This window comes from Streptomyces sp. NPDC086989 (assembly GCF_044745505.1).
In the GTDB taxonomy this organism is placed as follows: domain Bacteria; phylum Actinomycetota; class Actinomycetes; order Streptomycetales; family Streptomycetaceae; genus Streptomyces.
Genome location: NZ_JBIVAL010000014.1, coordinates 1 through 25,673, shown reverse-complemented (window position 1 = coordinate 25,673; position 25,673 = coordinate 1). Strand labels below are relative to the sequence as shown.

Here is a 25,673-nt window from a genome sequence, read left to right as displayed (position 1 = left end):
CGGTTAGTGCTCCTGTCCGAGCGGTCGGAGTTCGTACTTCGGATTGAAGAGGACCCGGCGGCCGTGGCTCATCGCGATCCGCCCGGAGGCGATCATGCGCCTGCCCGGTTCGATTCCCACGATCGAGCGACGCCCGAGCCACACGACGTCCAGCCCGGCCGATCCGTCGAAGAGCTCCGCCTCCAGGGCGGGGACTCCGGCGCGCGGCCGAAGGGTGACGGTACGCAGGGTGCCCGTCACCTTGACTATCTGGCGGTCGTGGGAGTCGCAGATCCGCGTACACCCCGCGGCTTCTGCGTCCTCCTGCAGTTCCGCCGAATGCAGCTCCTCCTGCGAGGTCGACAGCCGCTCAATCATCCGCCGGAACCGGCCCGCCGGCCTGACCGGCTTGACGGACTTCTCGGGACGCGGTTCAGCACTCATACAGGAAGCGTACCGGCGCCCCCGCTACCTCTCGAAGCGGTATCCCATGCCCGGTTCGGTGATGAAGTGCCGCGGGTGCGACGGGTCCGCCTCCAGCTTGCGGCGCAGCTGCGCCATGTAGACCCGCAGGTAGTTCGTCTCGGTGCCGTACGAGGGCCCCCAGACCTCCTGGAGCAGCTGCTTCTGGCTGACCAGCTTGCCCCCGTTGCGGACCAGCACCTCCAGCAGGTGCCATTCGGTGGGCGTGAGCCGTACGTCGCGCCCCTCGCGCACGGCCTTCTTGGCGGCCAGGTCCACCGTGAAGCCGTCGGTCTCGACCAGCACCTCGTCCTCGCCGGCGCCGGCGGACGGCTCGGCCCGGCGGACGGCGGCGCGCAGCCGCGCCAGCAGCTCGTCCATTCCGAACGGCTTGGTGACGTAGTCGTCGGCCCCGGCGTCGAGCGCCTCGACCTTCTCGTCGGAGCTGTGCCGGGCCGAGAGGACCAGGATCGGCACCCGGGTCCAGCCGCGCAGGCCCTTGATCACCTCGACGCCGTCCATGTCGGGCAGGCCCAGGTCGAGGACGACCACGTCGGGGTGGCGGGCTGCCGCGAGTTCCAGGGCCCCGGCCCCGTCCGACGCAGCGTCGACCTCGTACTTGCGCGCCTTCAGATTGATCACGAGAGCTCGGACGATCTGCGGCTCGTCGTCCACCACGAGCACCCGGGTCATTGAGGTCCTGCTTTCTGTCGTATCCGGTCGGGAGCGAGGGGGTCGGCGCCGACGGGGGCGCCGGCGTGCTCACTGTCGCGCGTGGCGGCCCGCAGCGTCAGCACCATGGTGAGGCCGCCGCCGGGCGTGTCCTCGGCCGCCAGGGTGCCGTCCATGGCCTCGGCGAAGCCGCGGGCCACGGCGAGGCCGAGACCGACCCCGGTCCCGCGCGGGGCGTCCCCGTGTCGCTGGAAGGGGGCGAAGATCCGGTCCTTGGCCTCGTCGGGCACCCCGGGCCCGCGGTCCACGACGCGGACCTCGACCCGGTCGCCGAGGAAGCTGGCAGCGACCAGTACCCGTTCCCCGGCCGGGCTGTACTTGACGGCGTTCTCCACCACGTTGGCCACCGTCCGCTCCAGCAACCCGGGGTCCACCGCCACCATCGGCAGGGTCTCCGGGACGTCGAGGTCCACGCTGTCCTCCGGTACGCCGCCCAGCGCCATCGGGACCACCTCGTCGAGGTCGATCTCGCGGATCAGCGGCGTCACGGTGCCGGTCTGGAGCCGGGACATGTCGAGCAGGTTGCCGACCAGGTGGTCGAGGCGGTCGGCGCCGTCCTCGATGCCCTCGAGGAGCTCGGCGCGGTCCTCCTCGGACCAGTCGACGTCGTCGGAGCGCAGGGAGGACACCGACGCCTTGATGGAGGCGAGCGGCGTACGGAGGTCATGGCTGACGGCGGCCAGCAGCGCGGTGCGGATCCGGTTGCCCTCGGCCAGCCGCCGGGCCTCCTCGGCCTCCCCGACCAGGCGCTGGCGGTCCAGGACGACGGCGGCCTGCGCGGCGAAGGCGCCGAGCACGCGGCGGTCCTCGGCGGGCAGCACCCGGCCGGACAGGGCCAGCGCCATGTGGTCCCCGATGGGCATGTCGACGTCGGCGTCCTCGGGGCGGCCGACCGGGCCGGGGCCGACGCTCCCGGCGGGCCTCCAGGGGTCCACGTCGCTGCTGCGCTCCAGCAGGGCCACCGACTCCATCGCGAAGGTCTCCCGCACCCGCTCCAGCAGCGCGTCCAGCGTGGTCTCGCCGCGCAGCACGCTGCCGGCCAGGAAGGAGAGGATCTCGGACTCGGCGCGCAGCCGGGCGGCCTGGTGGGTGCGCCGGGCCGCGAGGTCCACCACCGAGGCCACCGAGACGGCCACCCCGAAGAAGACGGCGATGGCCACGATGTTCTTCGGGTCGGAGACGGTGAACCGGTGCACCGGCGGGGCGAAGTAGTAGTTCAGCAGCAGCGAGCTGAAGGCCGCGGAGGCCAGCGCCGGCCAGAGCCCGCCCAGCAGCGCGGCGGCCACGGTCAGCGACAGGAACAGCAGCATCTCGTTGGCGAGGCCCGGGTCGGCGTTCACGTGCGTGAGCAGCACGGCCAGCAGGGCGGGGAGGACCATCCCGACGGTCCAGCCCGCGATGATCCGCGGCCGTCCGAGCCGGGCCGCCGAGCGGACCACGGGCAGGCCGCGGCCCCGGGCGACCTCCTCGTGCGTGACGATGTGCACGTCGAGGTCGGGCCCCGAGTCACGGGCCACGGTGGCGCCCACGCCGGGTCCGAACACGTACTGCCAGGCCTTGCGGCGACTGGAGCCGAGCACGATCTGGGTGGCGTTGACCCCGCGGGCGAACTCCAGGAGCGCGTCGGGGATGTTGTCGCCGATCACATGGTGAAACGTTCCGCCAAGGTCCTCGACCAGGGTCCGCTGGACCGCCAGCTCCTTCGGCGAGGCCGCGGTCAGGCCGTCGCTGCGGGCGATGTAGACGGCCAGGATCTCGCTGCCGGAGCCCTTGGCGGCCATCCGGGAGGCGCGGCGGATGAGCGTGCGGCCCTCGGGCCCGCCCGTGAGCCCGACGACGATCCGCTCACGGGCCTGCCAGGTCGTGCGGATGTTGTGCTCGCCCCGGTACTGCTGGAGGTACTCGTCGGCCCGGTCGGCGACCCACAGCAGTGCGAGCTCGCGCAGGGCGGTGAGGTTGCCGGGGCGGAAGTAGTTGGACAGGGCCGCGTCGACCTTGTCGGACCGGTAGATGTTCCCGTGGGCCATCCGCCGGCGCAGCGCCTGCGGGGACATGTCGACGAGTTCGATCTGGTCGGCCCGCCGCACCACCTCGTCCGGCACGGTCTCGCGCTGGCGCACCCCGGTGATGGACTCCACCACGTCGCCGAGCGACTCCAGATGCTGGATGTTCACGGTGGACACGACGTCGATGCCCGCCCGCAGCAGCTCCTCCACGTCCTGCCAGCGCTTCGCGTTGCGTGAGCCCGGCACGTTCGTGTGCGCGAGCTCGTCCACGAGCGCGACGGCGGGCCGGCGCGCCAGGACGGCGTCCACGTCCATCTCGGTGAAGGTGGCGCCCCGGTACGAGAGCTCCTTGCGCGGCACCTGGCCGAGCCCGTGCAGCATCACCTCGGTACGCGGCCGCCCGTGGTGCTCGACGAAGCCGACGATGCAGTCGGCGCCCCGCTCCACCCTGCGGTGGCCCTCCGAGAGCATCGCGTACGTCTTGCCCACACCGGGTGCCGCGCCGAGGTAGATCCGTAGCCTGCCGCGTCCCATGCGCTCATTCTCCGGGACGTTTCCGCCGATCACGCACCTTTTGCAGGCCGTCCGCAGATCCCTGACGGATCTCTGACGCCCCGCGGGTACGGCCGCGGGCCGTACCCCCGAAGGAGTACGGCCCGCGGCCGGAAACGGTCGTCGCCGGGGTACCGCCGGGTCAGCGGACCTCGGTGATCGTCGGACCCTGCTCCAGCTGGCCCATGCCGCCCGAGAAGCGGGAGCCCTCCTGGTCCTCGGTCTGCACGCCGTCCGGCACCATCTGGGCGTCGTTCGGCAGCTTCAGCACGATCGGGTCGCGCGGAGCCATCGGGCCGTCGCCGCGCACGATGACGGTCTCCCGGAAGATCTGCTCCAGCACGCCCGCCGACTCGGGGCGCACCGCGCCCTGGCCGGAGATGACGCCGCGCAGGAACCAGCGCGGGCCGTCGACGCCGACGAAGCGGACCAGCTGGGCGCCGGTCTGGCCGTCGGGCATCGGTACGGGCACCTGGGCGCGCAGCTCCCAGCCCAGCGGACCCTCGACCTCGTCGATGATGCCGCCCTGCTGGGTGATGCCCGTGGCGATCTCCTCGCGGACCTCGCCCCAGATGCCTTCCTTCTTGGGCGCCGCGAAGGCCTGCAGCTGCACGGCGCTGTCGCCGAGGACGACCGTCGCGGCGACGATCGCGTCACCGGCGACCTCGACGCGCAGTTCCATGCCCTCGACACCCGGTACGAGAATGCCGCCCAGGTCGACGCGGCCGTCCTCGGGCGCACCGGGCACCTCGGAGACGTCCCAGGGGCCGTCGGGCCGCGGGGCCGGCGGCAGGTTCACCCTGCGGGGCGCGGAGTCCTGCTCCTCGCCGCCGTCCTGCTCGTCGGCAGCCACGCCGTCCACGACCTGCTCGGCCGCGCCGCCGTCCTTGGCGGAGTCGTTCTTCTTGCGACGTCCGAACACGTCACTGTCCTTCCCGGTCGGATACGACCGAAGCGTAGCCATTCCCACCCTGCTGACCAGCGCCGGATCCGGCCACGGCCGCATGACCGCCGGTGGAGCCGAAACCCCCCTCGGCCCGGGCCGAGCCGGGAAGTTCCGCCACCTCGTGGAAGCGCACCTTCTCGACCCTCTGGACAACCAGCTGGGCAATGCGGTCGAAGCGCTCGAACCGGACGCTTTCGCGCGGGTCGAGATTGACCACGATCACCTTGATCTCCCCACGGTACCCGGCATCCACCGTCCCCGGGGCATTCACGAGCGCGAGCCCGCAGCGGGCGGCCAGCCCCGAGCGCGGGTGCACGAACGCCGCGTACCCGTCGGGCAGGGCGATGGACACGCCCGTGGGCAGTACGGTGCGCTCGCCGGGCTCCAGCACGGCGGCCTCGGTGGTCACCAGGTCGCAGCCGGCGTCGCCGGGGTGGCCGTAGGCGGGCAGGGGCACCTCGGGGTCGACGCGCTTGATCAGCACGTCGACGGGTGCCGCGTGGTTGGGGTTGTGCGTAGCCATCAGGGGTTCACCTCGAAGGCGCGTGCGCGCCTGACCTGGTCCGGGTCGGACATCGCCGCCCGGATCTCCTCGGGCCGACCGTTGTCGATGAAGTGGTCGACCTTCACCTCGATGAAGAGCGCCTGCGCGCGCACGGCGACGGGGCCCTCGGGCCCGCCTATCCGTCCGACCGCGGTGGAGTAGATCTTGCGGCCGGCGACGGCGGTGACCTCGGCCTCCAGGTACAGCACGGTGCCGACGGGCACCGGCCGCACGAAGTCGGTCTCCAGCCGTCCCGTGACCGCGATGACGCGCAGCAGCCAGTTCAGGGAGCCCAGCGTCTCGTCGAGCGCGGTGGCGAGCACACCGCCGTGGGCGAGGCCGGGGGCGCCCTGGTGGGCGGGCTTGACGGTGAACTCGGCGCTGACGCGTACGCCCTCGCCCGCGCGGGCCTCCAGGTGGAGTCCGTGGGGCTGGCCCTCGCCGCAGCCGAAGCAGTGCCCGTAGTGCGCACCGAGCGGCTCGCCGGGTGCCGGGGCGTCGGGGTGCCGGACCGGCGCGACGGCCTCGGCCGGCGGCGTCAACGTTGTGTTTCGTCCACTCACAGGCGCAGACCTTACCCGCGCCGCTACCCGGCGGTCGCCTCGTGGCAGGCTTGACGGTATGCAGCTCTCCCCCGCGCACCACGACGAACGTCTGACCGCCCCCCGCTCCTGGTGGGCCATCGCCGTACTGATCGGCCTCGCGTGCGCGCTGATGCTGCTGCCGCTGGGCACGCTGCCGCTGCTGGCCGGACTGGTCGGGGGCACCGCACTGGCGGGGATGCTGGTGAGTTCGTACGGCTCCGCGCGCGTGCGCGTGGTGGGCGGTGCGCTGGCCGCCGGTGACGCGCGGATCCCGGTGGCGGTGCTGGGCGAGCCCGAGGTGCTGGACGCCGAGGAGGCGCGTGCCTGGCGCACGTACAAGGCGGACACCCGCGCCTTCATGCTGCTGCGCAGCTACGTCCCGACGGCGGTGCGGATCCCGATCACCGATCCGCAGGACCCGACGCCGTACGCGTACGTCTCCACGCGGGAGCCGCAGGCGCTGGTGAAGGCGATCCGCTCGGCCAAGGGCTGACGGACCGGCCGCCGGGGGTTCTGGCCGGGGGTCCTGGCCGGGGGCCCGGGCCGGTGGCTCAGGCCGGTGGCCAGTCCCCGGGCGGGTCTTCGATGACGACCCTGCCCTCGAGGGCGGCCCTGGCGGCCTCGGGAAGGGGCTGGGAGGGCTGCTCAAGGGGCGGAAGCTCCGGCAGCGCGTCCCACGCCACGGCGCGGCTCCGCAGGTCGCTCCGGACCTTCTCGGCGAGTTTCCGGGTGTCGCGGTGGTTCATGACCGCTCCGACGGTCGCGCCGATCATGAACGGCATCAGGTTCGGCAGGTTGCGGAACGTCCGCTTCACGATCTGTTGGCGCAGTTCGCGCTTCATCTGACCACCGAGTGCGACGTTGAGCGTCGTCGGCTTGGTCAGGTCCACCCCGCGCTCCTCCGTCCACGCGGTCAGGTAGGCGAGGCTGCGCTCCCTGAGGTTTCCGGACGGCCGTTGGCCGTAGACCTCGTGGAGCTCCGCGACGAGCTTCAGCTCGATCACCGCGACCCCGGTGATCTCCGCGGCCAGTTCGGCGGGCATCGCGGGCGGCACCGGCAGCATGGCCGCCGCTCCGATACCGGCGCCCACCGTCGAGGTGCCGTACGCGGCGCCCGCGATCAGCTTGTCGGCCAGCTGATCGGGACCGAGGCCCGGGAACTGCGCGCGCAGGGTCGCGAGGTCCCGAACCGGAACGCGCGGTGCGTTCTCGATGATGCGGTCGGCGATGTGCTGGACGGCGGCCCTGGCGTGTTCGCCGCCCTTGCGCACACCACTTCTGACGGCCTGCAGCCGACGAGCCCCGGGCCAGCGCCGGGCCGCCTCGTCGGACTCTGCGGCCGTCGGCACCGCCGCGGGGGTGCCGGAGGACACGGCGGGTATGCCGGGGGCTCCTGGGCCCGTTTCCGGGCCCGTGGCTCCCGCCTGCGTCTCCGCCGGATCACCAGCCTTCCGGAAGCGCCGCTTCCGGAATGGTGTCGAGCCGGTCACGGCCGACGCCTCTCAGTCGCAGTCGCGACAGATCGGCTGACCGTTCTTCTCGCGCGCCAGCTGGCTGCGGTGGTGCACCAGGAAGCAGCTCATGCAGGTGAACTCATCGGCCTGCTTGGGCAGCACCCGGACGGCCAGCTCCTCGTTGGAGAGGTCCGCACCGGGCAGCTCCATGCCCTCCGCCGCGTCGAAATCGTCGACGTCGACGCTGGAAGACGACTTCTCGTTGCGCCGGGCCTTCAGCTCTTCAATGCTGTCGTTGTCGACGTCGTCGTCGGTCTTGCGTGGGGTGTCGTAGTCCGTTGCCATTTTTCGCTCTCCCCCTCTGGGATTTAGCGGTGTCTCAGCGCACGTAACGCGCGAGAGGCCGGACTTGTGCCCGACCTGAGGCGGAGATTTTGCCTCACATCAAGGTCTGTTACTCAATCGACACCCAGCCGCCCACCTGAAGGAGCGATCGGCTGGGATGACGACCGGGACCGTACACGGTCCGGGGGCCGTCTTGCACAAACGCCACCCCGTGTATTTCCCGCCGTTCGAGGGGCGGGAAACCCGGACTTCCCGGGCTTTCCGGCCTCTTTCGGGGTCACTGAACGCACATGACCCAACACTCGACAATGTGATCGATCACACAACCCTCCCGCCGCCCGCCCTCCAGCCATTCAGCCGACAGCGAACAAACCGTGAGGGGACTCACAGGGGCAAAGTGACACGCATCACGAGGCCACCGCCCTCGCGCGGCGTCGCCGAGATCCGGCCGCCGTGGGCGCGGGCCACGGAGCGCGCGATCGAGAGGCCGAGCCCGACACCCTTGTCGCTGCCCGTTCGCTCCGTACGCAGCCGCCTGAAGGGCTCGAAGAGGTTGTCCACCTCGTACGCGGGAACCACGGGACCCGTGTTCGAGACGACGAGGATCGCCTGGCCGTGCTGGGACTCGGTGGTCACCTCCACCCAGCCGTCCTCCGGCACGTTGTACCGGACGGCGTTCTGCACCAGGTTGAGGGCGATCCGCTCCAGGAGGACGCCGTTGCCCTGGACCACGGCGGGCGCCCGCTCGCCGCGGATCTCGACGCCCTTGGCCGCGGCCTCCCCGCGCGCCTGGTCGATGGCCCGCGAGGCGACCTCCGCCAGGTCCACGGGCTTGCGTTCGACTATCTGGTTGTCGCTGCGCGCGAGCAGCAGCAGGCCCTCGACGAGCTGCTCGCTGCGCTCGTTGGTGGCCAGCAGCGTCTTGCCGAGCTGCTGGAGTTCCACCGGCGCGCCCGGATCCGACAGGTGCACCTCCAGCAGCGTCCGGTTGATGGCGAGGGGGGTGCGCAGCTCGTGCGAGGCGTTCGCGACGAACCGCTGCTGGGCGGTGAAGGCCCGCTCCAGCCGGTCGAGCATCTCGTCGAAGGTGTCGGCTAGCTCCTTGAGCTCGTCGTCCGGCCCGTCCAGCTCGATCCGCCGGGTCAGGTCGGAGCCGACCACCCGGCGGGCGGTCCGGGTGATCTTGCCGAGGGGCGAGAGCACCCGGCCGGCCATCGCGTAGCCGAAGGCGAAGGCGATGATGCTGAGGCCGAGCAGGGCCATCAGCGACCGGCTGAGCAGATCGTCCAGCGCGTGCCGGCGCTGCTCCAGGATGCAGGTGTTGATCGCCGCGTTGAACTGGTCGTGGGTCTGGCCCTTGCCGATCACGCCGGGGCAGGTGCTCGTGACCTGGATGTCCGTACCACCCACGATCTTGAACGGCAGTCCGTTGCCCTCGCGCAGCGCCTGCGCCGCCAGCAGGTAGATGATCGACAGCAGCAGGATGCCGGCGATCAGGAACATCCCGCCGTACAGCAGCGTGAGGCGTATGCGGATGGTCGGCCGCAGCCAAGGGAAGGGACCCTCGGGCTGGCCGGGGTCCCAGGTCGGTCTCGGCGGCACCGTGGGTGGTGCCGGGGTCGCCGCCACCCGCGTCAGATCCGGTAGCCGGAGCCGGGCACGGTCACGATGACCGGCGGCTCCCCGAGCTTGCGCCGCAGGGTCATGACCGTCACCCGCACCACGTTCGTGAAGGGGTCGGTGTTCTCGTCCCATGCCTTCTCCAGCAGCTGCTCGGCGGAGACGACGGTCCCTTCGCTCCGCATGAGAACCTCCAGCACCGCGAACTCCTTGGGAGCCAGCTGGACCTCCCTGCCCTCCCGGAACACCTCGCGCCGGTTCGGGTCCAGCTTGATGCCGGCCCGCTCCAGTACGGGGGGCAGCGCGACGGTGGTGCGCCGCCCCAGGGCGCGCACGCGGGCGGTCAGCTCGGTGAACGCGAAGGGCTTGGGCAGGTAGTCGTCCGCACCCAGCTCCAGGCCCTCCACCCGGTCGCTCACGTCCCCGGACGCCGTCAGCATCAGGACGCGGGTGGGCATGCCGAGCTCGACGATCTTCCGGCAGACGTCGTCGCCGTGCACGAGGGGGAGGTCGCGGTCGAGCACGACCACGTCGTAGTCGTTCACCCCGACGCGCTCCAGCGCCGCGGCGCCGTCGTACACGACGTCCACGGCCATGGCCTCCCGGCGCAGCCCGGTGGCCACCGCATCGGCGAGCAGCTGCTCGTCCTCGACGACGAGTACGCGCACGTCGTTTCCTTCCATAGAGCCCTGAGGGCACACGTGTGTATGGCGTCGTCCATCCTGCCCGTTTCAGCCGTAAACCGGCTGTAAGGCGCCGCTCAGGGGCCTGTACGGGCCGGAAGTGAGGATTCCCTCGTCTCACGAGGTTTCTGCGCCCAGGGTGCCGGGGAGGACGACATCACACCCCGACCACTCCCTGACGGCGGACTGCCACGTGCCGCCGCCGACCCACGAAGAGGGGGCGAACCCACCATGGACGCATTCACCGCGGGTCTTCTGCAGCGCATCCGGGCCACGCAGACGGACCTCAACCAGGCCCGTGAGACGGGCGACGACTTCCTCGTGGAGGTGGAGCAGGCGGAACTGGAAGATCTCCAGCGCCTCGCCGCCGAACACGGCGTGGCCGTCTCCGCCTGCTGACGGCTCACTTCACTCCGGCCGGAACCCCGGCTGCCGCATGCGGCAGCCGGGGTTCCCTCATGCCAGGGGGTCATACCGGGTTCCCTCATACCGGGGTTCCCTCATGCCGGGCCCCGCCGGGGCCAGGTCACGGTCGCTCAGCCCCGCGGTCACGTCCCTCAGTCGTGCCAGGCCCCGGCCTCGTCCAGCAGCGGCTGGAGCGAGGCGAACACCGCCGGGGTGGCGGCGAGCGCCAGCTCCCCGGAGGCCGGCTGCCCGGGCCGCCCGCCCGTGAGCGCCCCGGCCTCCCGGGCGATCAGCTCGCCCGCGGCCAGGTCCCAGGGGTTGAGCCCGCGCTCGTAGTACGCGTCCAGCCGCCCGGCGGCCACGTCGCTGAGGTCCAGCGCCGCCGATCCGCCGCGCCGGATGTCGCGCACCCGGGGGATCACCTTCTGCGCGACGACGGCCTGCTGTTCCTTGCGCGCCTGGAGGTACGCGAACCCGGTCCCGACCAGCGCCTGGTCCAGCGGCGCGGCCGCCCGGCACGCCAGCCTGACCCCGTCCAGCCAGGCCCCTGCGCCGAGCACCGCGTGGTACGTCTCGCGCCGCATCGGGGCCGCCACGACCCCGACCACGGTCTCGCCCCCGTACTCGGCGGCGATCGACACGCTCCAGCTCGGCAGCCCGTACAGGTAGTTGACGGTGCCGTCGAGCGGGTCCACGACCCAGCGCACCCCGCTGGTCCCGGGGCTGTCCGCGCCCTCCTCGCCCAGCAGTCCGTCGTCGGGGCGCCGCCCCGCGAGGACGCCGGTGATCAGCTTCTCCGCCGCGATGTCCATCTCGGTCACCACGTCGATCGGGCTGCTCTTCGTCGCCGCCACCGCGAGGTCGGCCGGCCGTCCGTCCCGCAACAGCTCCCCGGCCTGCCGGGCGGCGTCCAGGGCCACGTCCAGCAGTTCGGCCTTCAGCTCTTCGGAGATCACGGTCCGCCCTTCCTAGGCGTACGGGCTGTCGGCGCCAGCGGCCGCCGGCCGGGGCGCGCGCGCCGGGCAGCAGCCCACCGCGCACAGGTCGTGGCTGGGCCCGAGCAGGCCCAGTGCGCAGCGCTGCGCCGGCTCGCCCCGCTCGGCTGCGGCGCGTTCCAGCACCAGTTCCCGGACCGCCGCCGCGAACCGCGGATCGGCCCCGACCGTCGCCGACCGGGCGGCGGGCAGCCCCAACCCGGCGGCCTTGGCGGTCGCTTCCGTGTCGAGGTCGTAGAGGACCTCCATGTGGTCCGAGACGAACCCGATCGGCACCATCACCACCGCGGGCGCGCCTGCGGCGTGCAGCGCCTCCAGGTGGTCGCAGATGTCCGGCTCCAGCCACGGGATGTGCGGGGCGCCGCTGCGCGACTGGTAGACGAGCTCCCAGGGCAGCTCCGTGCCCGTCTCGGCCCGTACCGCGTCCGCGATCACCTGCGCGACGTCCCGGTGCTGCCTGACGTACGCCCCGCCCTCACCGTCGGCGGTGTGCTCCGCCACCGGGCCGGAGGTGTCCGCCGCCGCGGTGGGGATCGAATGCGTGGTGAAGGCGAGGTGCGCGCCGGCGCGCACCTCCTGCGGCAGCGATTCGAGCGCCGCGAGGACTCCGTCGATCATCGGCTGCACGAAGCCGGGGTGGTTGAAGTAGTGGCGCAGCTTGTCCACCCGCGGCAGTTCGGCGACACCCTCCGCCTCCAGCGCCGCGAGGGCGTCCGCGAGGTTCTCCCGGTACTGGCGGCAGCCGGAGTACGAGGCGTAGGCGCTGGTCGCGAGTACCGCGATGCGGCGGCGCCCGTCGGCTGCCATCTCCCGCATCACGTCGGTCAGGTACGGGGCCCAGTTCCGGTTGCCCCAGTACACGGGCAGGTCCAGGCCGTTTTCGGCGAAGTCCTTGCGCAGCGCGTCCAGCAGCTCGCGGTTCTGCCCGTTGATCGGGCTGACCCCGCCGAAGCCGAAGTAGTGCTGTCCGACCTCCTTGAGGCGCTCGCGCGGGATGCCGCGGCCGCGCGTGACGTTCTCCAGGAACGGCACGACGTCGTCGGGTCCCTCGGGGCCACCGAAGGAGAGCAGCAGGAGGGCGTCGTAGGGGGCGGCGAGGCCTTCGGCCGGGGCCGGGGCGGCGGCGCGGAGCTGGTCTGACATGTCTCGAATCCTGCCACCCGGCGTGTGCCCGGGAGAACAGGCCGGTCCGCATCCCGGGACGCAGCACAGGTAAGGTGACCCTAAGTTCACTGCGCGGAAGATGCCGGTGCCGAACCTTCCCCGTGCGGGTGCCTTGTCGGCGGTCGTAGCCTGTACGGGCCTGAGAAGTCCCTTACGGAGAGACCTTGCCCAGTCCCTACCGCGCGATCTTCGCGGCGCCCGGCACCAAGGCCTTCAGCGCCGCCGGCCTGATAGGCCGGCTGCCGATATCCATGGTGGGCGTCGGCATCCTCACGATGATCTCCGAGATCACCGGGCGCTACGCGATGGCCAGCGCCCTCACCGGCACCCTGGCCCTGGCCGCCGCCTTCATCGGCCCCCAGGTGTCCCGCCTGGTGGACCAGTACGGACAGCGGCGGGTGCTGCGCCCCGCGACCCTGATCTCCGTGGCCTCCGTCACCGCCCTGGTGCTGGCCGCCGCGAACGGGCTGCCCGACTGGACCCTCTTCGTCTTCGCGGCCGTCGCGGGCTGCGTGCCGAGCGTCGGCTCGATGGTCCGCGCCCGCTGGACCGTGCTCTACCGCGACGCACCGCGCGAGCTGCACACCGCGTACTCCTTCGAGTCCGTGGTGGACGAGGTCTGCTTCATCTTCGGCCCGATCCTGGCCATCGGGCTGTCCACCACCTGGTTCCCGGAAGCCGGACCGGTCATCGCGGCGGTCTGCCTGCTCATCGGCGTCTGGCTGCTCACCGCGCAGCGTGCCACCGAGCCGGCGCCGCACCCGCGCAGCCAGGGCGGCGACCGGACCTCCGCCCTGCGCTCCCCCGGCCTCCAGGTGCTGACGGCCACCTTCGTGGCGACCGGAGCGATCTTCGGATCCATCGACGTGTCCACCCTGGCCTTCGCCGAGGAGCAGGGCCACAAGTCCGCCGCCAGCTACATCCTGGCCATCTGGGCGGCCGGATCCTGTCTGGCCGGCATCGTCTTCGGCCTGCTCCACCTCAAGGGCCGTACCGAACGCAGGTGGGTACTGGGCATCTGTGCCATGGCCGTGAGTATGATCCCCCTCCTACTGGCCGGGAACCTTCCGTTTCTGGCCGTGGCGCTCTTCGTCTCGGGCCTCGCCATCGCTCCCACGATGATCACCACGATGGCCCTGATCGAAGCGCACGTACCACGCGCGAAGCTCACCGAGGGCATGACGTGGATCACCACCGGCCTCGCCGTCGGTGTCGCGGTCGGCTCCTCGGTGACCGGTCTGGTCATCGACGCCGCCGGGGCCCAGCGCGGGTACGTCGTCTCGATCTCCTCGGGGGCCGCCGCGGCTGCGGTCGCGTTCGCGGGTTACCGCCGGCTGACGAGGCCGGCGCAAGGGGAGGAGCCCTCTAGCGATGGGGACGGCGACAGCAGGCAGGAGCGGGCCGGGGACACGGACCGCGTGGCATAACTGGGCGGGCAACGTCACGGCCGTACCCGCCCGGGTGGTGACTCCGTCCTCGGTCGAGGAGCTCCGGGAGACGGTGCGGCGGGCCGCCGAGGACGGGCTGAAGGTGAAGGCGGTCGGCACCGGCCACTCCTTCACCGCCGCCGCCGCGACCGACGGGGTGCTCGTCCGCCCGCAGGCGCTCGCCGGCATCCGGGAGATCGACCGGGCCGCCGGCACCGTCACGGTCGCGGCCGGCACGGTGCTCAAGGACCTCAACGTCGCCCTGGCCCGGGAGGGCCTGTCGCTCACCAACATGGGCGACATCATGGAGCAGACGGTCTCGGGGGCCACCAGCACCGGAACGCACGGCACCGGCCGCGACTCGGCCTCCATAGCCGCCCAGATCCGCGGCCTGGAACTGGTCACGGCGGACGGACGGCTGCTCACCTGCTCGGAGAAGGGAGACGACGAGGAGCGCGCGGTCTTCGCGGCCGCCCGGATCGGCATCGGCGCCCTCGGCATCGTCACCGCGATCACCTTCGCCGTCGAGCCGGTCTTCTTCCTGACCGCCCGCGAGGAGCCCATGGGCTTCGACCGGGTGACCGCCGAGTTCGAGCAGCACTTCGCGGAGAACGAGCACTTCGAGTTCTACTGGTTCCCGCACACCGGCAACTGCAACACCAAGCGCAACAACCGCAGTCAGGGCCCCGCCGCCCCGCCCGGAGCCGTGAGCGCCTGGGTCGAGGACGAACTGCTGTCCAACGGCCTCTTCCAGGCCGTCAACTCCTTCGGCCGCGCGGTCCCGGCGGCCATCCCCTCCATCGCCCGGGTCGCCAGCCGCGCGCTGTCCGCGCGCACCTACACGGACATCCCGTACAAGGTGTTCACGAGCCCGCGCCGGGTGCGGTTCGTGGAGATGGAATACGCCCTCCCCCGCGAGCAGGTGGTCGAGGCACTGCGGGAGCTCAAGGCGACGGTCGACCGCTCCGGGCTGCGGATCAGCTTCCCGGTGGAGGTGCGCACGGCCCCGGCGGACGACATCGCCCTGTCCACGGCCTCGGGGCGGGAGACCGCGTACATCGCGGTGCACATGTACAAGGGCACCCCGTACCAGGCCTACTTCACGGCCGCCGAGCGGATCTTCACCGCGCACGGCGGACGGCCGCACTGGGGCAAGGTGCACACCCGGGACGCGGAGTACTTCGCCCGCGTCTACCCGCGCTTCGGGGAGTTCACCGCGCTGCGGGACCGGCTGGACCCGGACCGGCTGTTCGGCAACGACTACCTGCGGCGGGTCCTGGGCGAGTAGCCCCCGTCACGGGGAGCCCGGCCGTCCCCTCCCGCTCGGGTCCGGCGTGGGGGTGGCCGTGGGGGCCGGGGTGGGCGTTGGCTTCGGGCTCGGCGTCGGCGGGGTCGGACTCGGCGCCGGGCCCCCGGAGTCCGGGGAGCCCCCGGTCCCCGGGGAGGCCGCGGTGTCCGGGGCTGAGGCGTCGGGGCTCGGGCTCGGGCCCCGGCCGCCGCCCTCGCCCGAGGGGCTCGGGGAACTCCCGGCCCCCGGCGCCCTCCCGCCGCCCCTGCCGTCGGTGCCGGGCTCCTTGCCGGGAGCGGCGGGCCGCTCGTCGCCCGCCTTGCGCGTGCCGCCGGACCAGATGGTTCCACCGCCCTGGCTGATCGCCGTGCCGGAGAAGGCCTCGTACGCCCCGAGGCCGCCGAGCGCGATGGCGAAGGCCGCGCCCGAGGCCACCGCGGTGCGCCTCCAGCCCCGTACGCGGGTGCCGTGCACGGTGGCCTCGCCGAACTCCCCGGACGGCGGGACCGCCCGGAGCAGCAGGGCCCCGTCGGGCGCCTCCTCCTCCCCGGCGGACAGCGGGACCTGACGGGCCCCGGGACGGGCGCTCCCGCGCAGCCGGTCGCCGGTTCGCCTGAACAGGTGCTGGATGACGGGGCCGCCCGCGGTGGCGACCACGCTCACCACGCCGGCGCCGAGGATGGTCCCGTAGACGCCCAGTTTCGAGGCGAGCAGGGCCGCCGCGACGGTGGCGAGGGAGGAGCCCGCGATCTGGGCCACGCTCAGATCGAGTCTCTTCGTCTCGGTCCCGGACGCCGGTTCGGCCTCGGGCGCGGTCTTCTGACCCATCCTCATCCCCTGTGTGTGCTGCCTCTCTCGACCTCGCGCGGTCTCTCGCGCTCCACCGCTCTCAGCAGTTACTGACCGCCGAGCGAAACAGATAGTTCCGTTTCTGGTGATTCTGTGAAGCAGGACACCCGAAAACGGGTGCGGCCGCAGGCCCGGCCCGATTCGGGGCAGCCCAACTCCCGCCGCCCGCGACAAGTTCGGCGGCGCGGCGGTCCACCCAGGTGGCCCGAATGGAGTACTGTGGCGAGCCCTGGGGCCGTCCTTCCTTCTGGATGTCCGGACTCGGGAGAGGGGGCCGACTGATGGAGAAACGGCACTCGAGACCGGTGATGCCGCGGCATTGCGCGCGTTCCTGATGCGCACAGTAACCATTTGGTCACTGTGCGTGCCCAACAGGTAACCGTGCCATAACGGCGATCAAGGGCGCATGCCCGACACGCCGGTTGAACTCGGCAAGGTTGTGGCAGGCTGCACCCGGGCAGGCCACACTCGACTAGCGGAAGCAGCGACGCACGTGACGTCGGCAGGCACCACCCGGGAGGTCCCCATGCCCGAACTGCGTGTCGTGGCCGTCTCAAATGACGGCACACGACTGGTGCTCAAGGCTGCGGACAGCACGGAGTACACGCTTCCGATCGATGAGCGGCTGCGGGCTGCCGTGCGCAACGACCGCGCGCGCCTGAACCAGATCGAGATCGAGGTGGAGAGCCACCTCCGCCCCCGCGACATCCAGGCCCGCATACGGGCCGGTGCCTCCGCCGAGGAGGTCGCCCAGCTCGCCGGCATCCCCGTCGACCGCGTACGCCGCTTCGAGGGCCCGGTGCTGGCCGAGCGCGCGTTCATGGCGGAACGGGCCCGCAAGACGCCCGTGCGCCGCCCCGGCGAGAACACCGGCCCCCAGCTCGGCGAGGCCGTGCAGGAGCGGCTGCTGCTGCGCGGGGCCGACAAGGATTCCGTCCAGTGGGACTCCTGGCGCCGCGACGACGGCACCTGGGAGGTCCTCCTGGTCTACCGGGTCGCCGGTGAGCCGCACTCGGCGAGCTGGACGTACGACCCGCCGCGCCGGCTGGTCGTCGCCGTGGACGACGAGGCCCGCTCCCTGATCGGCGAGGCGGACGACCTGCCGGCGACGCCGGAGCCGAGCTTCCCGTTCGTGCCGAGGATCGCGCGGCTGCCGCGGGACCGGCCGCTGGACCGCGCCCTGGACCGCCAGCTGGAACGCCCGGTCGCGCCGGCCCCCGAGCCGGAGGAGGAGCGGGACACCCTGACGAGCCTGCTGGAGGCCGTACCGAGCTTCCGCGGAGACCTGGTGGTCCCGGAACGGCCCGAGCCCCCGGCGGAGGAACCGGAGGCGGAGGAGCCGCCGGCCGCCTCGGCGAGCGCGGGCGCCGGCTCCGCGTACGCGGACGTCCTGATGCCGCGCACGGTGGCGGGCCACCGCGACCGCCTGACGGGCACCACGGACCGCCAGGCGGAGGCCGACGGCGTCCGCCCGGGCCGCCGCGCGGCGGTCCCGAGCTGGGACGAGATCGTCTTCGGCACCCGCCGCAAGAAACAGGAGTAGCGCCGGCCCGACCTGCGCCCCGGCCACGCCCTGCGGGCCGGGGCGCGGCCGGGCTCCGGTCTACTGGGGGGCCGGGCCCGTGGCGACCGGGCGCGCCGGGTCCGCGGACCACTCCGACCAGCTGCCCGCGTACAGGGCGGCCGGAATCCCGGCCACCTCCAGCGCGAGGACCTCGTGCGCCCCCGAGACCCCCGACCCGCAGTACACCCCCACCGGGGCCTCGCCCGAGGCGCCCAGCCCGGCGAACCTCTCCCTCAGCGCGTCGGCCGCGAGGAACAGCCCGTCCGCGCCCACGTTCTCCGTCGTGGGCGCCGACACCGCTCCCGGGATGTGCCCGCCGACCCTGTCGATCGGCTCGACCTCGCCGCGGTACCGCTCCCCCGCCCGCGCGTCCAGCAGGATCCCGCTGCGCGCGAGGGCCGCCGCCGCGTCCGCGTCGAGCAGCCCCACCGCTCCCGGGTTTGGCTTGAAATCGCCTTCCGAAACCGTCACCTCGTCGGCGGACACCGGACCGCCCGACGCCGTCCATGCGGCCAGGCCCCCGTCCAGCACCCGCACACCCGTGTGACCCGTCCAGCGCAACAGCCACCACGCCCGGGCGGCGGCCCAGCCCAGGCCCCCGTCGTACACGACCACCGGCCTGTCCGCCGAGACCCCGGCCCTGCGCATCACCGCGCCGAACTCCTCCGGCTCCGGCAGCGGGTGCCGCCCGCCCGCTCCCGGCGGACCTGCCAGTTCGCGGTCCAGGTCCACGTACACCGCCCCCGGCAGGTGACCGGCCTCGTACGCGGACCGGAGGTCCGGCCCGCCGAGCTGCCAGCGGACGTCCAGCAGCACGGGCGGCCGGGGGCCGGCCAGCTCGTCCCTCAGTTCGGACGCGGAGACGATCGCGGAAGGAGCGGAGTTCACGGAGTTCTCAGTCATGCGGCCCATCTTCCTCCCCGCCGCGCGACCGTCGTAACAAGCCCGACATCACCCGTCCGCACCGATTCGGTCATCTCTGCCCGCATCGGCGAAACCCGGCCGGTCGGAGCGCGCCGGACCGTCCGGAGTGGAAGCATCTGGTCCGGGATGAGCGACGACGGAGGAGAACCGCTGACATGACCGAGGCACCGGAAGCCGCGCGGCGACGCCCGCCCGGCACACCCTGCTGGTCCAGTCTGATGGTGCACGGCCTCGGGACCACGGAGGCCTTCTACACCGACCTGTTCGGCTGGGAGTACGAGCCGGGTCCGCAGCCCTTCGGCCCGTACGTCCGCGCCCTCCTCGACGGCCACGAGGTGACCGGCATTGGCGAGATGCCGCCGGACCGGCACCTTCCGGTGGCCTGGACCACGTACTTCGCCACCGACGACGCCGACTCCACGGCCGAGACGATCCGTTCCTGCGGCGGCACGGTCGCGGTGGGCCCCCTGGACGCGGGCGGCGAGGGGCGCGTGGCGATCTGCTCCGACCCGTTGGGGGCGATCTTCGGGATCTGGCAGGCCGAGGAGCACATCGGGACCCGGCTGTCCGGCGTCCCCGGCACCCCGGTCTGGAGCGAGCTGGTCACGCAGGACACCTCGACCGTCGGCAAGTTCTACGCGCACGTCTTCGGCCACGAGGCCGAGACGCACGCCACGGCCGCCGCCGACTTCGACTACGTGACGCTCCTGCTGGACGGGCGGCCGGTCGCCGCGGTGCACGGGGTCGGGCGCTCGCTCCCGCACGACCGGGGCCCGCACTGGATGACGTACTTCCAGGTCGAGGACGCCGACATGGCCGCGGCCCGGGTCCACCGGCTCGGCGGGCGCGTCGTCCAGCCGCCCCGCGAGGGGCTGACCGGCAGGGTGGCCACGGTCACCGACCCGGAGGGCGCGGTCTTCACCGTCGTGGAACGGCGCCCCGGGAACGGCCGTTGACCGTCGCCGGACCGGCCCCTCAGGCGGGGTTGACCGGCAGGACGTCCGGGGAGAGGGCGGCGGCGTGGGCCGCGTCGCTCGTCATCCGCCGACGGTGGTGACGACGGCACAGCACCTCGTAACCGACCTCCTCGGGTGAGCGGTTGACGTCGCCGACGACGACCTGCTCGCCCTCCACGACCATCTCGCCGCCCACCGTGCGGGCGTTGTGGGTGGCGCGGGCGCCGCACCAGCACATCGCCTCGACCTGGAGGGTCTCGATCCGGTCCGCCAGCTCGATGAGCCGCTGCGAGCCGGGGAACAGCTTGGTGCGGAAGTCGGTGGTGATGCCGAACGCGAAGACGTCCAGGTCCAGGTCGTCCACGACGCGGGCCAACTGGTCGATCTGCTCGGGGGCGAGGAACTGCGCCTCGTCCACGATGACGTAGTCGACCTTGGCGCCCTTCGACATCTGGCCCACCAGGTACCCGTACAGGTCCATGCCGGGGGCCGCCTCGACCGCGTCGGTCACCAGGCCGAGGCGCGAGGACAGCTTGCCCTCGCCCGCGCGGTCGTCGCGCGTGAAGATCACGCCCTGGAGGCCCCGCGCCGACCGGTTGTGGCCGATCTGGAGCGCCAGCGTACTCTTCCCGCAGTCCATCGTGCCGGAGAAAAACACCAGTTCGGGCATGGAGGAACGGGACCTTTCGGGTCGTGGTCGGCGGGAGGTTTCCGGAGGATCGGTGGGTCAGCTGCGGACTTCGAGCAGCGGGACGAGCTGCTCGGCCGCGGTCATGGAGCCGTGCATCCCGGCGAGCGCCGATTCGTTGGGCTCGTTCACGGACGCGGTGATCGCGGCGTCGGCATGGGCGGCGGCGACGACGTCGCCGATCCGGCCGAGCACGCGCTCGTCGCACTCCCCCGGCGGCCCGAACCAGCCCAGCTCCAGGGCCTCTTCGCGGCTCGCGATCCAGAACCGGTCGCCCAGCACCTCCCGCCAGACGGTGAGGACGTCGGCTTCGGCGCCCGGTACGGCGTACACGTGCCGGGCCCGGCCCTCGCCGCCGAGCAGGGCCACGCCCGCGCCCAGCTCCCAGTCCTCGTCGAAGTCGATCCGGGAGTCCTCGTCGAAGGGGATGTCCACCATGCCGTGGTCGGCGGTCACGTACAGCGCGGTACGCGGCGGGAGCTGCTCGGCGAGCCGCTGCACCAGCCGGTCGACGTACATCAGCTGGCCGCGCCAGGCGTCGGAGTTCACGCCGTGCCGGTGGCCGGCCCCGTCGAGTTCGCTGTAGTACGTGTACACCAGCGCGCGGTCGCCGGCCTCGAGGCGCTGCGCCGCGAGGTCCATCCGCTCCTCGCCGGTCATCCGGCCGAGGAAGGTGCCGCCGCTCAGCGCGATCTTGGTGAGCGGGGTGGTCTGGAAGGCGGGCGAGGACACCTGCGCCGTGGCCACCCCCGCCTTGTCGGCCTGCTGGAAGACGGTCGGATAGGGCTGCCAGGGCTTCGGCGCGGTCCACGGGTGCCAGCGGAGCTGGTTCATCAGCTCGCCGGTGGCCGGGTTGCGCGCCGTGTAGCCGGGCAGGCCGTGCCGGGCGGGGGGCAGACCGGTGCCGACGGAGGCCAGCGAGGTGGCGGTGGTCGCCGGGAAGCCCGCGGTGATCGGCCGGCCGGTGCCGCCGCGCGAGCTGCCGAGGAGGGACGTGAGGTACGGGGCCTCGTCCGGGTGGGCCTTGATCTGCTCCCAGCCCATGCCGTCGACCAGGAACACGCAGTTCCGGTCGGCCGGGGTGAGCTCGGCGATGGCGGCGGTGTACCCGGGCACGCCCTGGCCGGCCACCAGGGTCGGCAGCAGGTCGGCGAGCGAGCCGGTGCCGTACTCGGGCACGGGGGCGCCGGACAGGTCCAGCAGCTCCGGCTCGTCCCAGTTCGACGGTACGGAATAGGCCATCAGCGGGCGGGGCCGGACGTGGCTGCCGTTGCCTCGGAGAGGGCCTGCGCGAAGAGGAGGGTCTGGCGGACCGCCTCCGGGCCGTCGCCCGCCTCGCTGACCCGCAGGCTGAGGTCGTCGGCGGTGGAGTTGCCCGTGTAGCCGTGGTCGGAGTCGCAGTTCGGGTCGCCGCAGGCGGCGGGCTCCAGGTCGATCCGGGAGACCGCGCCCCAGCCGATGGTCAGGACGACCTCGCGGGGCAGGGTGCCGGGGGTGTACGACTCGGGGTTGGCGACGACGCGGCTGAGCACCACGGAGGAGATCGCGCCGATCTTGACGGACTCGGTGGAGGTGGTCGCGTACGGGGACGGCGACCCGGCGTCGGCGGCCTGCTCGTCGGTGTGGCTCACGATGAAGCGGTTCCCGGTCAGGACCAGGACGGTGACGTGTCGGCGCACCTCGTTGGAGTCGAAGGTCGTCTCCTGGTGGACCAGGTACGACGAGATCGGCTCGCCGCCCACCGCGGCCTCCACGGCCTCGGCCACGAGGGCCGGGTAGTAGCCGCTGCGCTCGATCGCCGTGCGCAGCCCCTGGGTCGTCGTACCGGATTTCGCCATGGGGTCCATCCTAAGGCCCGTACGGGGCGCCCCGGGCGCCCCGTACCCGCTCAGTAGCTGGGGAGCGTCCGGGGACCGAGATCGGTGCGGGCGGGGGGACGGGCCACCCGGACGGTGGCGCTGAGCACGGAGAGCCCCTCGGTGGCGACGACGACCGGTTCGAGGGTGACGCCCACCACTTCGGGGTGGTCGTCGACGAGCCGGGACAGCCGCAGCAGGAGCTCTTCGAGGGCGGCGGTGTCGACGGGGTCGCTGCCGCGCCAGCCGAAGAGGAGGGGTGCGGCCCGGATGGACCGGATCAGCCCTGCCGCGTCCCGGTCGGTGGCGGGGACGAGGCGGTGGGCGGTGTCGCCGAGCAGCTCGGAGGCGACGCCGGCGAGCCCGAAGGAGAGGACGGCGCCCGCGGCGGGGTCGATCACGGACCGCACGACGGTGTCGACCCCGCGGGGCACCATGGCCTGGACGACGGGCTGCAGCTCGGCGGGGGTTCCCAGGAGGTCGGTGAGCTCCTCGTACGAGCGGCGCAGGTCGGCCTCGGTCGCGAGGTCGAGGCGTACGCCGCCGAGGTCCGCGCGGTGGCGCAGGTGCGGGGCCGTGGTCTTGAGGGCGACGGGGTAGCCCAGGGTCCGCGCTGCCGAGACCGCGTCGTCCGCGGTGGGCGCGGGCAGGGTGGGGAGCACCCGGATCCCGTAGTGGGCGAGCAGCGCGCCGGCGTCGGGTTCGGTGAGGGTGAGCGCGCGATCGCCGGCGTCCGCCAGCAGGCGGGCGAGCCGGGCGGCGGCCCCGGCCTCGTCGATGTCCTCGTACGCGGGGACCTGACCGGCGTCGGCGTTGGCCCGCCGCCACTGCCCGTACCGGACGGCCTCGGCGACGGCCCGGACGGCCCGCTCGGCGGCCGGGTACGCCGGGATCCGCACGTCCGGGGCCTCACCGGAACCGGTTCCGCCGGCTGCGGGCGCGGCGGGTGCGGCGGTGTCCGTGCGCGGGGTGCCGGGGTGCGGGAGCGGGGTTCCGGGCAGCGGAACACCCCGGGGGCCGGTGCGGGGGCCGGCTCCGGGCAGGGCCCCGGCCGGGGAGAGGGCGTCGACGAGCTCCGCCAGCTCGACGTGGACCACGGCCACCGGTTTGCCGGGACGGCCCGCGACCGCGTCCCGGAGGGCTCCGGCCAGGTCGTCCTGCGGCGTCTGCTCGTTCACCCAGGGGATCACCGTGACGATCACCGCGTCGTTCTCGGCGGAGGCCAGCGCGGCGCCCAGTGCCAGCCGGAAGTCCTGCGGCGTCGCCGCCGTCGTCAGGTCCAGCGGGACCGCGGGGCGCAGCCCCTGCGCGAGGCACGCGTCGTAGGTGAGGACGCCGAGCGACTCCGAGTTCCCGAGGATCGCCACGCGCGGTCCGGCGGGCAGCGGCTGCGAGGCCAGCAGGAGGCCGACGTCGACCAGCTCCGTGACCGTGTCGACCCGGATCACCCCGGCCTGCCGGAGCAGTGCGGAGACCGTGGTGTCCGCCAGGCCGGTTCCGGGGACCACGTGCCCGGCGGGGGTGTGGCGGCCGCCTCCCCTCGCGACGACGACCGGCTTCTCGGCCGCCGTCCGCCGGGCGAGCCGGGTGAACTTCCGCGGGTTGCCGAGGGTTTCGAGGTACATCAGCGCGACGTCGGTGGCTTCGTCCTCGTACCAGTACTGGAGGATGTCGTTGCCGGAGACATCCGCCCGGTTGCCCGCGGAGACGAAGGACGACAGCCCCGCGCCCCGCCGCAGCAGCGCGGAGAGCAGCGAGATGCCGATCGCCCCGGACTGGGTGAACAGTCCGATGCGGCCGCGGATCGGCGCGGGCGCCGGGGTGAGGGAGGCGTTGAGCGCGACCTCCGGTGCGGTGTTGATCACGCCGTAGGCGTTCGGCCCGATCAGCCGCATTCCGTACGAGCGGACCTGGCGCACCAGTTCGCGCTGCCGGTCGAGCCCGGCCGGGCCGCTCTCCCCGTACCCGGCGGAGAGCACCACGAGCCCCTGCACTCCGTGCTCCCCGCAGGCCGCCACGGCCTCGGGGACCCGGGCGGCGGGGACCGCGATCACCGCGAGGTCGACCGGGGCGTCGATGTCACCGAGCGCGCGGTAGGCCCGTACGCCGTCCAGCAGATCGGCGGTGGCCGCCTCGTTGACGGCGTAGAGGTGCCCGCGGAATCCGCTGTCGCGCAGGTTGCGCAGGGCGGCGGCGCCGACGCCCCCGCCGGAGCGGCTGACTCCGATGACGGCCACCGAGCCGGGGGCCAGCAGCCGCTGTACGGAGCGGGCCTCGGCGCGCTGCTCGCGGGCCCGCTGCACGGCCAGGGACTCGGCGGTGGGTTCCAGGTCGAGGGTCAGGTGGACGGAGCCGTCCTCGAAGCTGCGCTTCTGCTGGTAGCCGGCGTCCGTGAACACCTTGATCATCTTGTTGTTGGCGGGCAGCACCTCGGCGGCGAACCGGCGGATGCCCCGCTCGCGGGCGACCGCGCCGATGTGTTCGAGGAGCGCGGAGGCCACTCCGCGGCCCTGGTGGGCGTCCTGCACGAGGAAGGCGACCTCGGCCTCGTCGGCGGGGGCGGAGGCGGGCCGGCCGTCGGGGCCGATCCGGTCGTAGCGGACGGTGCCGATGAACTCCTCGCCGACGGTCGCCGCGAGGCCGACCCGGTCCACGTAGTCGTGGTGCGTGAAGCGGTGCACGTCGCGGTCGGAGAGCCGGGGGTAGGGCGCGAAGAAGCGGTAGTACTTCGACTCGTCGGAGACCTGCTCGTAGAAGCTGACCAGCCGGCCCGCGTCCTCGGTGGTGATGGGCCTGATCCGGGCGGTGCCGCCGTCGCGCAGGACGACGTCCGCCTCCCAGTGGGCCGGGTACGAGGGGTCCGACGGGGTGGTCATGCGGTGATCTTAAGGGCAGACCGGCCGGACGGCTCCCTGCGCGGCGCACGCGGCAGCCAGGGTCAAACCAGTGCAAGCTGGGGTAGGTCCAGCGGCGGAGGATCCGGGCCGAAGGTCGGTCGGAGCATGCGAGGCGTCGTGAGAGACTGGTCTAGACAACCCGTAAGAACCTGAAGGGCATCACCATGGCAGAGCGCCGCGTCAACGTCGGGTGGGCCGAGGGCCTGCACGCTCGTCCCGCCTCGATCTTCGTCCGTGCGACGACCGCTTCCGGTGTCCCGGTGACCATCGCGAAGGCCGACGGGAACCCCGTCAACGCCGCGTCCATGCTGGCGGTGCTGGGCCTGGGCGCGCAGGGCGGCGAGGAGATCATCCTCGCGTCCGACGCCGAGGGCGCCGAGGCCGCGCTGGACCGCCTCGCAAAGCTGGTCGCCGAGGGCCTCGAAGAGCTCCCCGAGACCGTCTGACCCTTCGGGTTCGCCCGGACATGCGAAGAGGCCGCGGGCGGCCGGGGGGCGGGGGGGGGGGGGGGGGGGGGGGGGGGGGGGGGGTTGGGGGGGGGGGGGGGGGGGGGGGGGGGGGGGGGGGGGGGGGGGGGGGGGGGGGGTGGGGGGGGGGGGGGGGGGGGGTTGGGGGTGGGTGGGGGGGGTGGGGGGGGGGGGGCGGGGGCGGGTGTTCGGGGGGGGGGGGGGGGGGGGGGGTGGGGGGGGGGGGCGAGGAGGTGGTGGGAGAGGCAGCGGAGGGGGTGGCGGAGGTGGTGGCGGCAGGGACGGC

Annotated in this window: 25 protein-coding genes; 7 read left to right on the top strand and 18 right to left on the bottom strand. The window is 73.0% G+C overall.

The window, feature by feature from the left end:
* Positions 1 to 3 precede the first annotated feature (3 nt).
* From ACIPK4_RS29630 to ACIPK4_RS29605, 6 genes are all read right to left on the bottom strand, one after another.
* Entirely contained in the window at positions 4 to 423 is a 420-nt protein-coding gene (locus tag ACIPK4_RS29630) for an OB-fold nucleic acid binding domain-containing protein (protein WP_082411105.1), read from the bottom strand.
* Between the two features lie 24 nt (positions 424 to 447).
* Complete coding sequence (locus ACIPK4_RS29625; protein ID WP_054227487.1) at positions 448 to 1,134, bottom strand: response regulator; 687 nt, start codon at positions 1,132 to 1,134, stop codon at positions 448 to 450.
* Positions 1,131 to 3,713, bottom strand: a complete 2,583-nt coding sequence (locus ACIPK4_RS29620) for a DUF4118 domain-containing protein (protein WP_402318114.1) — start codon at positions 3,711 to 3,713, stop codon at positions 1,131 to 1,133. Before ACIPK4_RS29620 ends, ACIPK4_RS29625 begins: the two co-directional genes overlap by 4 nt.
* Before the next feature lie 160 nt (positions 3,714 to 3,873).
* Positions 3,874 to 4,653, bottom strand: coding sequence for a DUF3710 domain-containing protein (locus ACIPK4_RS29615; protein WP_054227489.1), 780 nt, complete (start codon positions 4,651 to 4,653; stop codon positions 3,874 to 3,876).
* A 1-nt stretch (position 4,654) separates the two neighbouring features.
* Positions 4,655 to 5,200, bottom strand: a complete 546-nt coding sequence (dut, locus tag ACIPK4_RS29610) for a dUTP diphosphatase (protein ID WP_054227490.1) — start codon at positions 5,198 to 5,200, stop codon at positions 4,655 to 4,657.
* Positions 5,200 to 5,784: a PaaI family thioesterase gene (locus tag ACIPK4_RS29605; RefSeq protein ID WP_402318110.1), complete on the bottom strand. Its 585-nt coding sequence runs from the start codon at positions 5,782 to 5,784 to the stop codon at positions 5,200 to 5,202. The genes dut and ACIPK4_RS29605 overlap by 1 nt, the downstream gene beginning before the upstream one ends.
* 58 nt (positions 5,785 to 5,842) lie before the next feature.
* On the opposite strand from ACIPK4_RS29605, the gene ACIPK4_RS29600 reads away from it, so the two are divergent.
* Positions 5,843 to 6,298: a DUF3093 domain-containing protein gene (locus ACIPK4_RS29600; RefSeq protein WP_054227492.1), complete on the top strand. Its 456-nt coding sequence runs from the start codon at positions 5,843 to 5,845 to the stop codon at positions 6,296 to 6,298.
* A 58-nt stretch (positions 6,299 to 6,356) separates the two neighbouring features.
* On the opposite strand, the gene ACIPK4_RS29595 is transcribed toward ACIPK4_RS29600, so the two are convergent.
* From ACIPK4_RS29595 to ACIPK4_RS29580, 4 genes are all read right to left on the bottom strand, one after another.
* Positions 6,357 to 7,295, bottom strand: a complete 939-nt coding sequence (locus ACIPK4_RS29595; RefSeq protein WP_402318106.1) for a hypothetical protein — start codon at positions 7,293 to 7,295, stop codon at positions 6,357 to 6,359.
* A 12-nt stretch (positions 7,296 to 7,307) separates the two neighbouring features.
* A complete protein-coding gene (locus ACIPK4_RS29590) occupies positions 7,308 to 7,604 on the bottom strand; it encodes a DUF4193 domain-containing protein (RefSeq protein ID WP_030154344.1) in 297 nt (98 codons plus the stop codon).
* A gap of 384 nt (positions 7,605 to 7,988) precedes the next feature.
* Complete coding sequence (locus ACIPK4_RS29585) at positions 7,989 to 9,233, bottom strand: sensor histidine kinase (RefSeq protein WP_385187176.1); 1,245 nt, start codon at positions 9,231 to 9,233, stop codon at positions 7,989 to 7,991.
* Positions 9,234 to 9,238: 5 nt separating this feature from the next.
* On the bottom strand, positions 9,239 to 9,892 hold the full coding sequence (locus tag ACIPK4_RS29580) for a response regulator transcription factor (protein WP_030036265.1): 654 nt from the start codon (positions 9,890 to 9,892) through the stop codon (positions 9,239 to 9,241).
* Positions 9,893 to 10,138: 246 nt separating this feature from the next.
* On the opposite strand from ACIPK4_RS29580, the gene ACIPK4_RS29575 reads away from it, so the two are divergent.
* Entirely contained in the window at positions 10,139 to 10,306 is a 168-nt protein-coding gene (locus tag ACIPK4_RS29575; protein ID WP_376204929.1) for a hypothetical protein, read from the top strand.
* Between the two features lie 158 nt (positions 10,307 to 10,464).
* On the opposite strand, the gene ACIPK4_RS29570 is transcribed toward ACIPK4_RS29575, so the two are convergent.
* A complete protein-coding gene (locus ACIPK4_RS29570; protein WP_402318553.1) occupies positions 10,465 to 11,265 on the bottom strand; it encodes an inositol monophosphatase family protein in 801 nt (266 codons plus the stop codon).
* A 15-nt stretch (positions 11,266 to 11,280) separates the two neighbouring features.
* A complete protein-coding gene (locus tag ACIPK4_RS29565; RefSeq protein ID WP_402318102.1) occupies positions 11,281 to 12,450 on the bottom strand; it encodes a ferrochelatase in 1,170 nt (389 codons plus the stop codon).
* A gap of 185 nt (positions 12,451 to 12,635) precedes the next feature.
* Here ACIPK4_RS29565 and ACIPK4_RS29560 point away from each other — a divergent pair, with 185 nt between their 5' ends.
* Positions 12,636 to 13,898 (top strand): MFS transporter, encoded by a 1,263-nt coding sequence (locus tag ACIPK4_RS29560; RefSeq protein ID WP_054227496.1) that lies wholly within the window; start codon positions 12,636 to 12,638, stop codon positions 13,896 to 13,898.
* Positions 13,843 to 15,186, top strand: a complete 1,344-nt coding sequence (locus ACIPK4_RS29555) for a D-arabinono-1,4-lactone oxidase (protein WP_402318099.1) — start codon at positions 13,843 to 13,845, stop codon at positions 15,184 to 15,186. The genes ACIPK4_RS29560 and ACIPK4_RS29555 overlap by 56 nt, the downstream gene beginning before the upstream one ends.
* Positions 15,187 to 15,192: 6 nt before the next feature.
* On the opposite strand, the gene ACIPK4_RS29550 is transcribed toward ACIPK4_RS29555, so the two are convergent.
* Positions 15,193 to 16,014: a hypothetical protein gene (locus ACIPK4_RS29550; protein WP_402318096.1), complete on the bottom strand. Its 822-nt coding sequence runs from the start codon at positions 16,012 to 16,014 to the stop codon at positions 15,193 to 15,195.
* A 547-nt stretch (positions 16,015 to 16,561) separates the two neighbouring features.
* Between ACIPK4_RS29550 and sepH the strand changes: the two genes are divergently transcribed.
* Positions 16,562 to 17,578: a septation protein SepH gene (gene sepH, locus ACIPK4_RS29545; RefSeq protein WP_402318093.1), complete on the top strand. Its 1,017-nt coding sequence runs from the start codon at positions 16,562 to 16,564 to the stop codon at positions 17,576 to 17,578.
* A 60-nt stretch (positions 17,579 to 17,638) separates the two neighbouring features.
* On the opposite strand, the gene ACIPK4_RS29540 is transcribed toward sepH, so the two are convergent.
* Positions 17,639 to 18,502, bottom strand: a complete 864-nt coding sequence (locus tag ACIPK4_RS29540) for a sulfurtransferase (protein WP_402318090.1) — start codon at positions 18,500 to 18,502, stop codon at positions 17,639 to 17,641.
* A 176-nt stretch (positions 18,503 to 18,678) separates the two neighbouring features.
* Between ACIPK4_RS29540 and ACIPK4_RS29535 the strand changes: the two genes are divergently transcribed.
* Positions 18,679 to 19,479 carry a VOC family protein gene (locus tag ACIPK4_RS29535; RefSeq protein ID WP_402318087.1) on the top strand — a complete coding sequence of 267 codons (801 nt, stop codon included), beginning with the start codon at positions 18,679 to 18,681 and terminating at the stop codon, positions 19,477 to 19,479.
* 19 nt (positions 19,480 to 19,498) lie between these two features.
* On the opposite strand, the gene ACIPK4_RS29530 is transcribed toward ACIPK4_RS29535, so the two are convergent.
* From ACIPK4_RS29530 to ACIPK4_RS29515, 4 genes are read right to left on the bottom strand one after another with little or no spacing between them, the layout of a single operon-like run.
* A complete protein-coding gene (locus ACIPK4_RS29530; RefSeq protein ID WP_054227502.1) occupies positions 19,499 to 20,149 on the bottom strand; it encodes a thymidine kinase in 651 nt (216 codons plus the stop codon).
* Positions 20,150 to 20,206: 57 nt separating this feature from the next.
* The gene (locus tag ACIPK4_RS29525; protein ID WP_402318084.1) at positions 20,207 to 21,409 is read right to left on the bottom strand and encodes an alkaline phosphatase family protein; all 1,203 of its coding nucleotides are present in this window, start codon (positions 21,407 to 21,409) and stop codon (positions 20,207 to 20,209) included.
* A complete protein-coding gene (locus ACIPK4_RS29520) occupies positions 21,409 to 22,014 on the bottom strand; it encodes a DUF5998 family protein (protein WP_402318081.1) in 606 nt (201 codons plus the stop codon). The genes ACIPK4_RS29525 and ACIPK4_RS29520 overlap by 1 nt, the downstream gene beginning before the upstream one ends.
* Positions 22,015 to 22,055: 41 nt before the next feature.
* Positions 22,056 to 24,899: a GNAT family N-acetyltransferase gene (locus ACIPK4_RS29515; protein ID WP_402318078.1), complete on the bottom strand. Its 2,844-nt coding sequence runs from the start codon at positions 24,897 to 24,899 to the stop codon at positions 22,056 to 22,058.
* 185 nt (positions 24,900 to 25,084) lie between these two features.
* On the opposite strand from ACIPK4_RS29515, the gene ACIPK4_RS29510 reads away from it, so the two are divergent.
* Positions 25,085 to 25,366, top strand: coding sequence for an HPr family phosphocarrier protein (locus tag ACIPK4_RS29510; RefSeq protein ID WP_053691473.1), 282 nt, complete (start codon positions 25,085 to 25,087; stop codon positions 25,364 to 25,366).
* Positions 25,367 to 25,673: the final 307 nt, after the last annotated feature.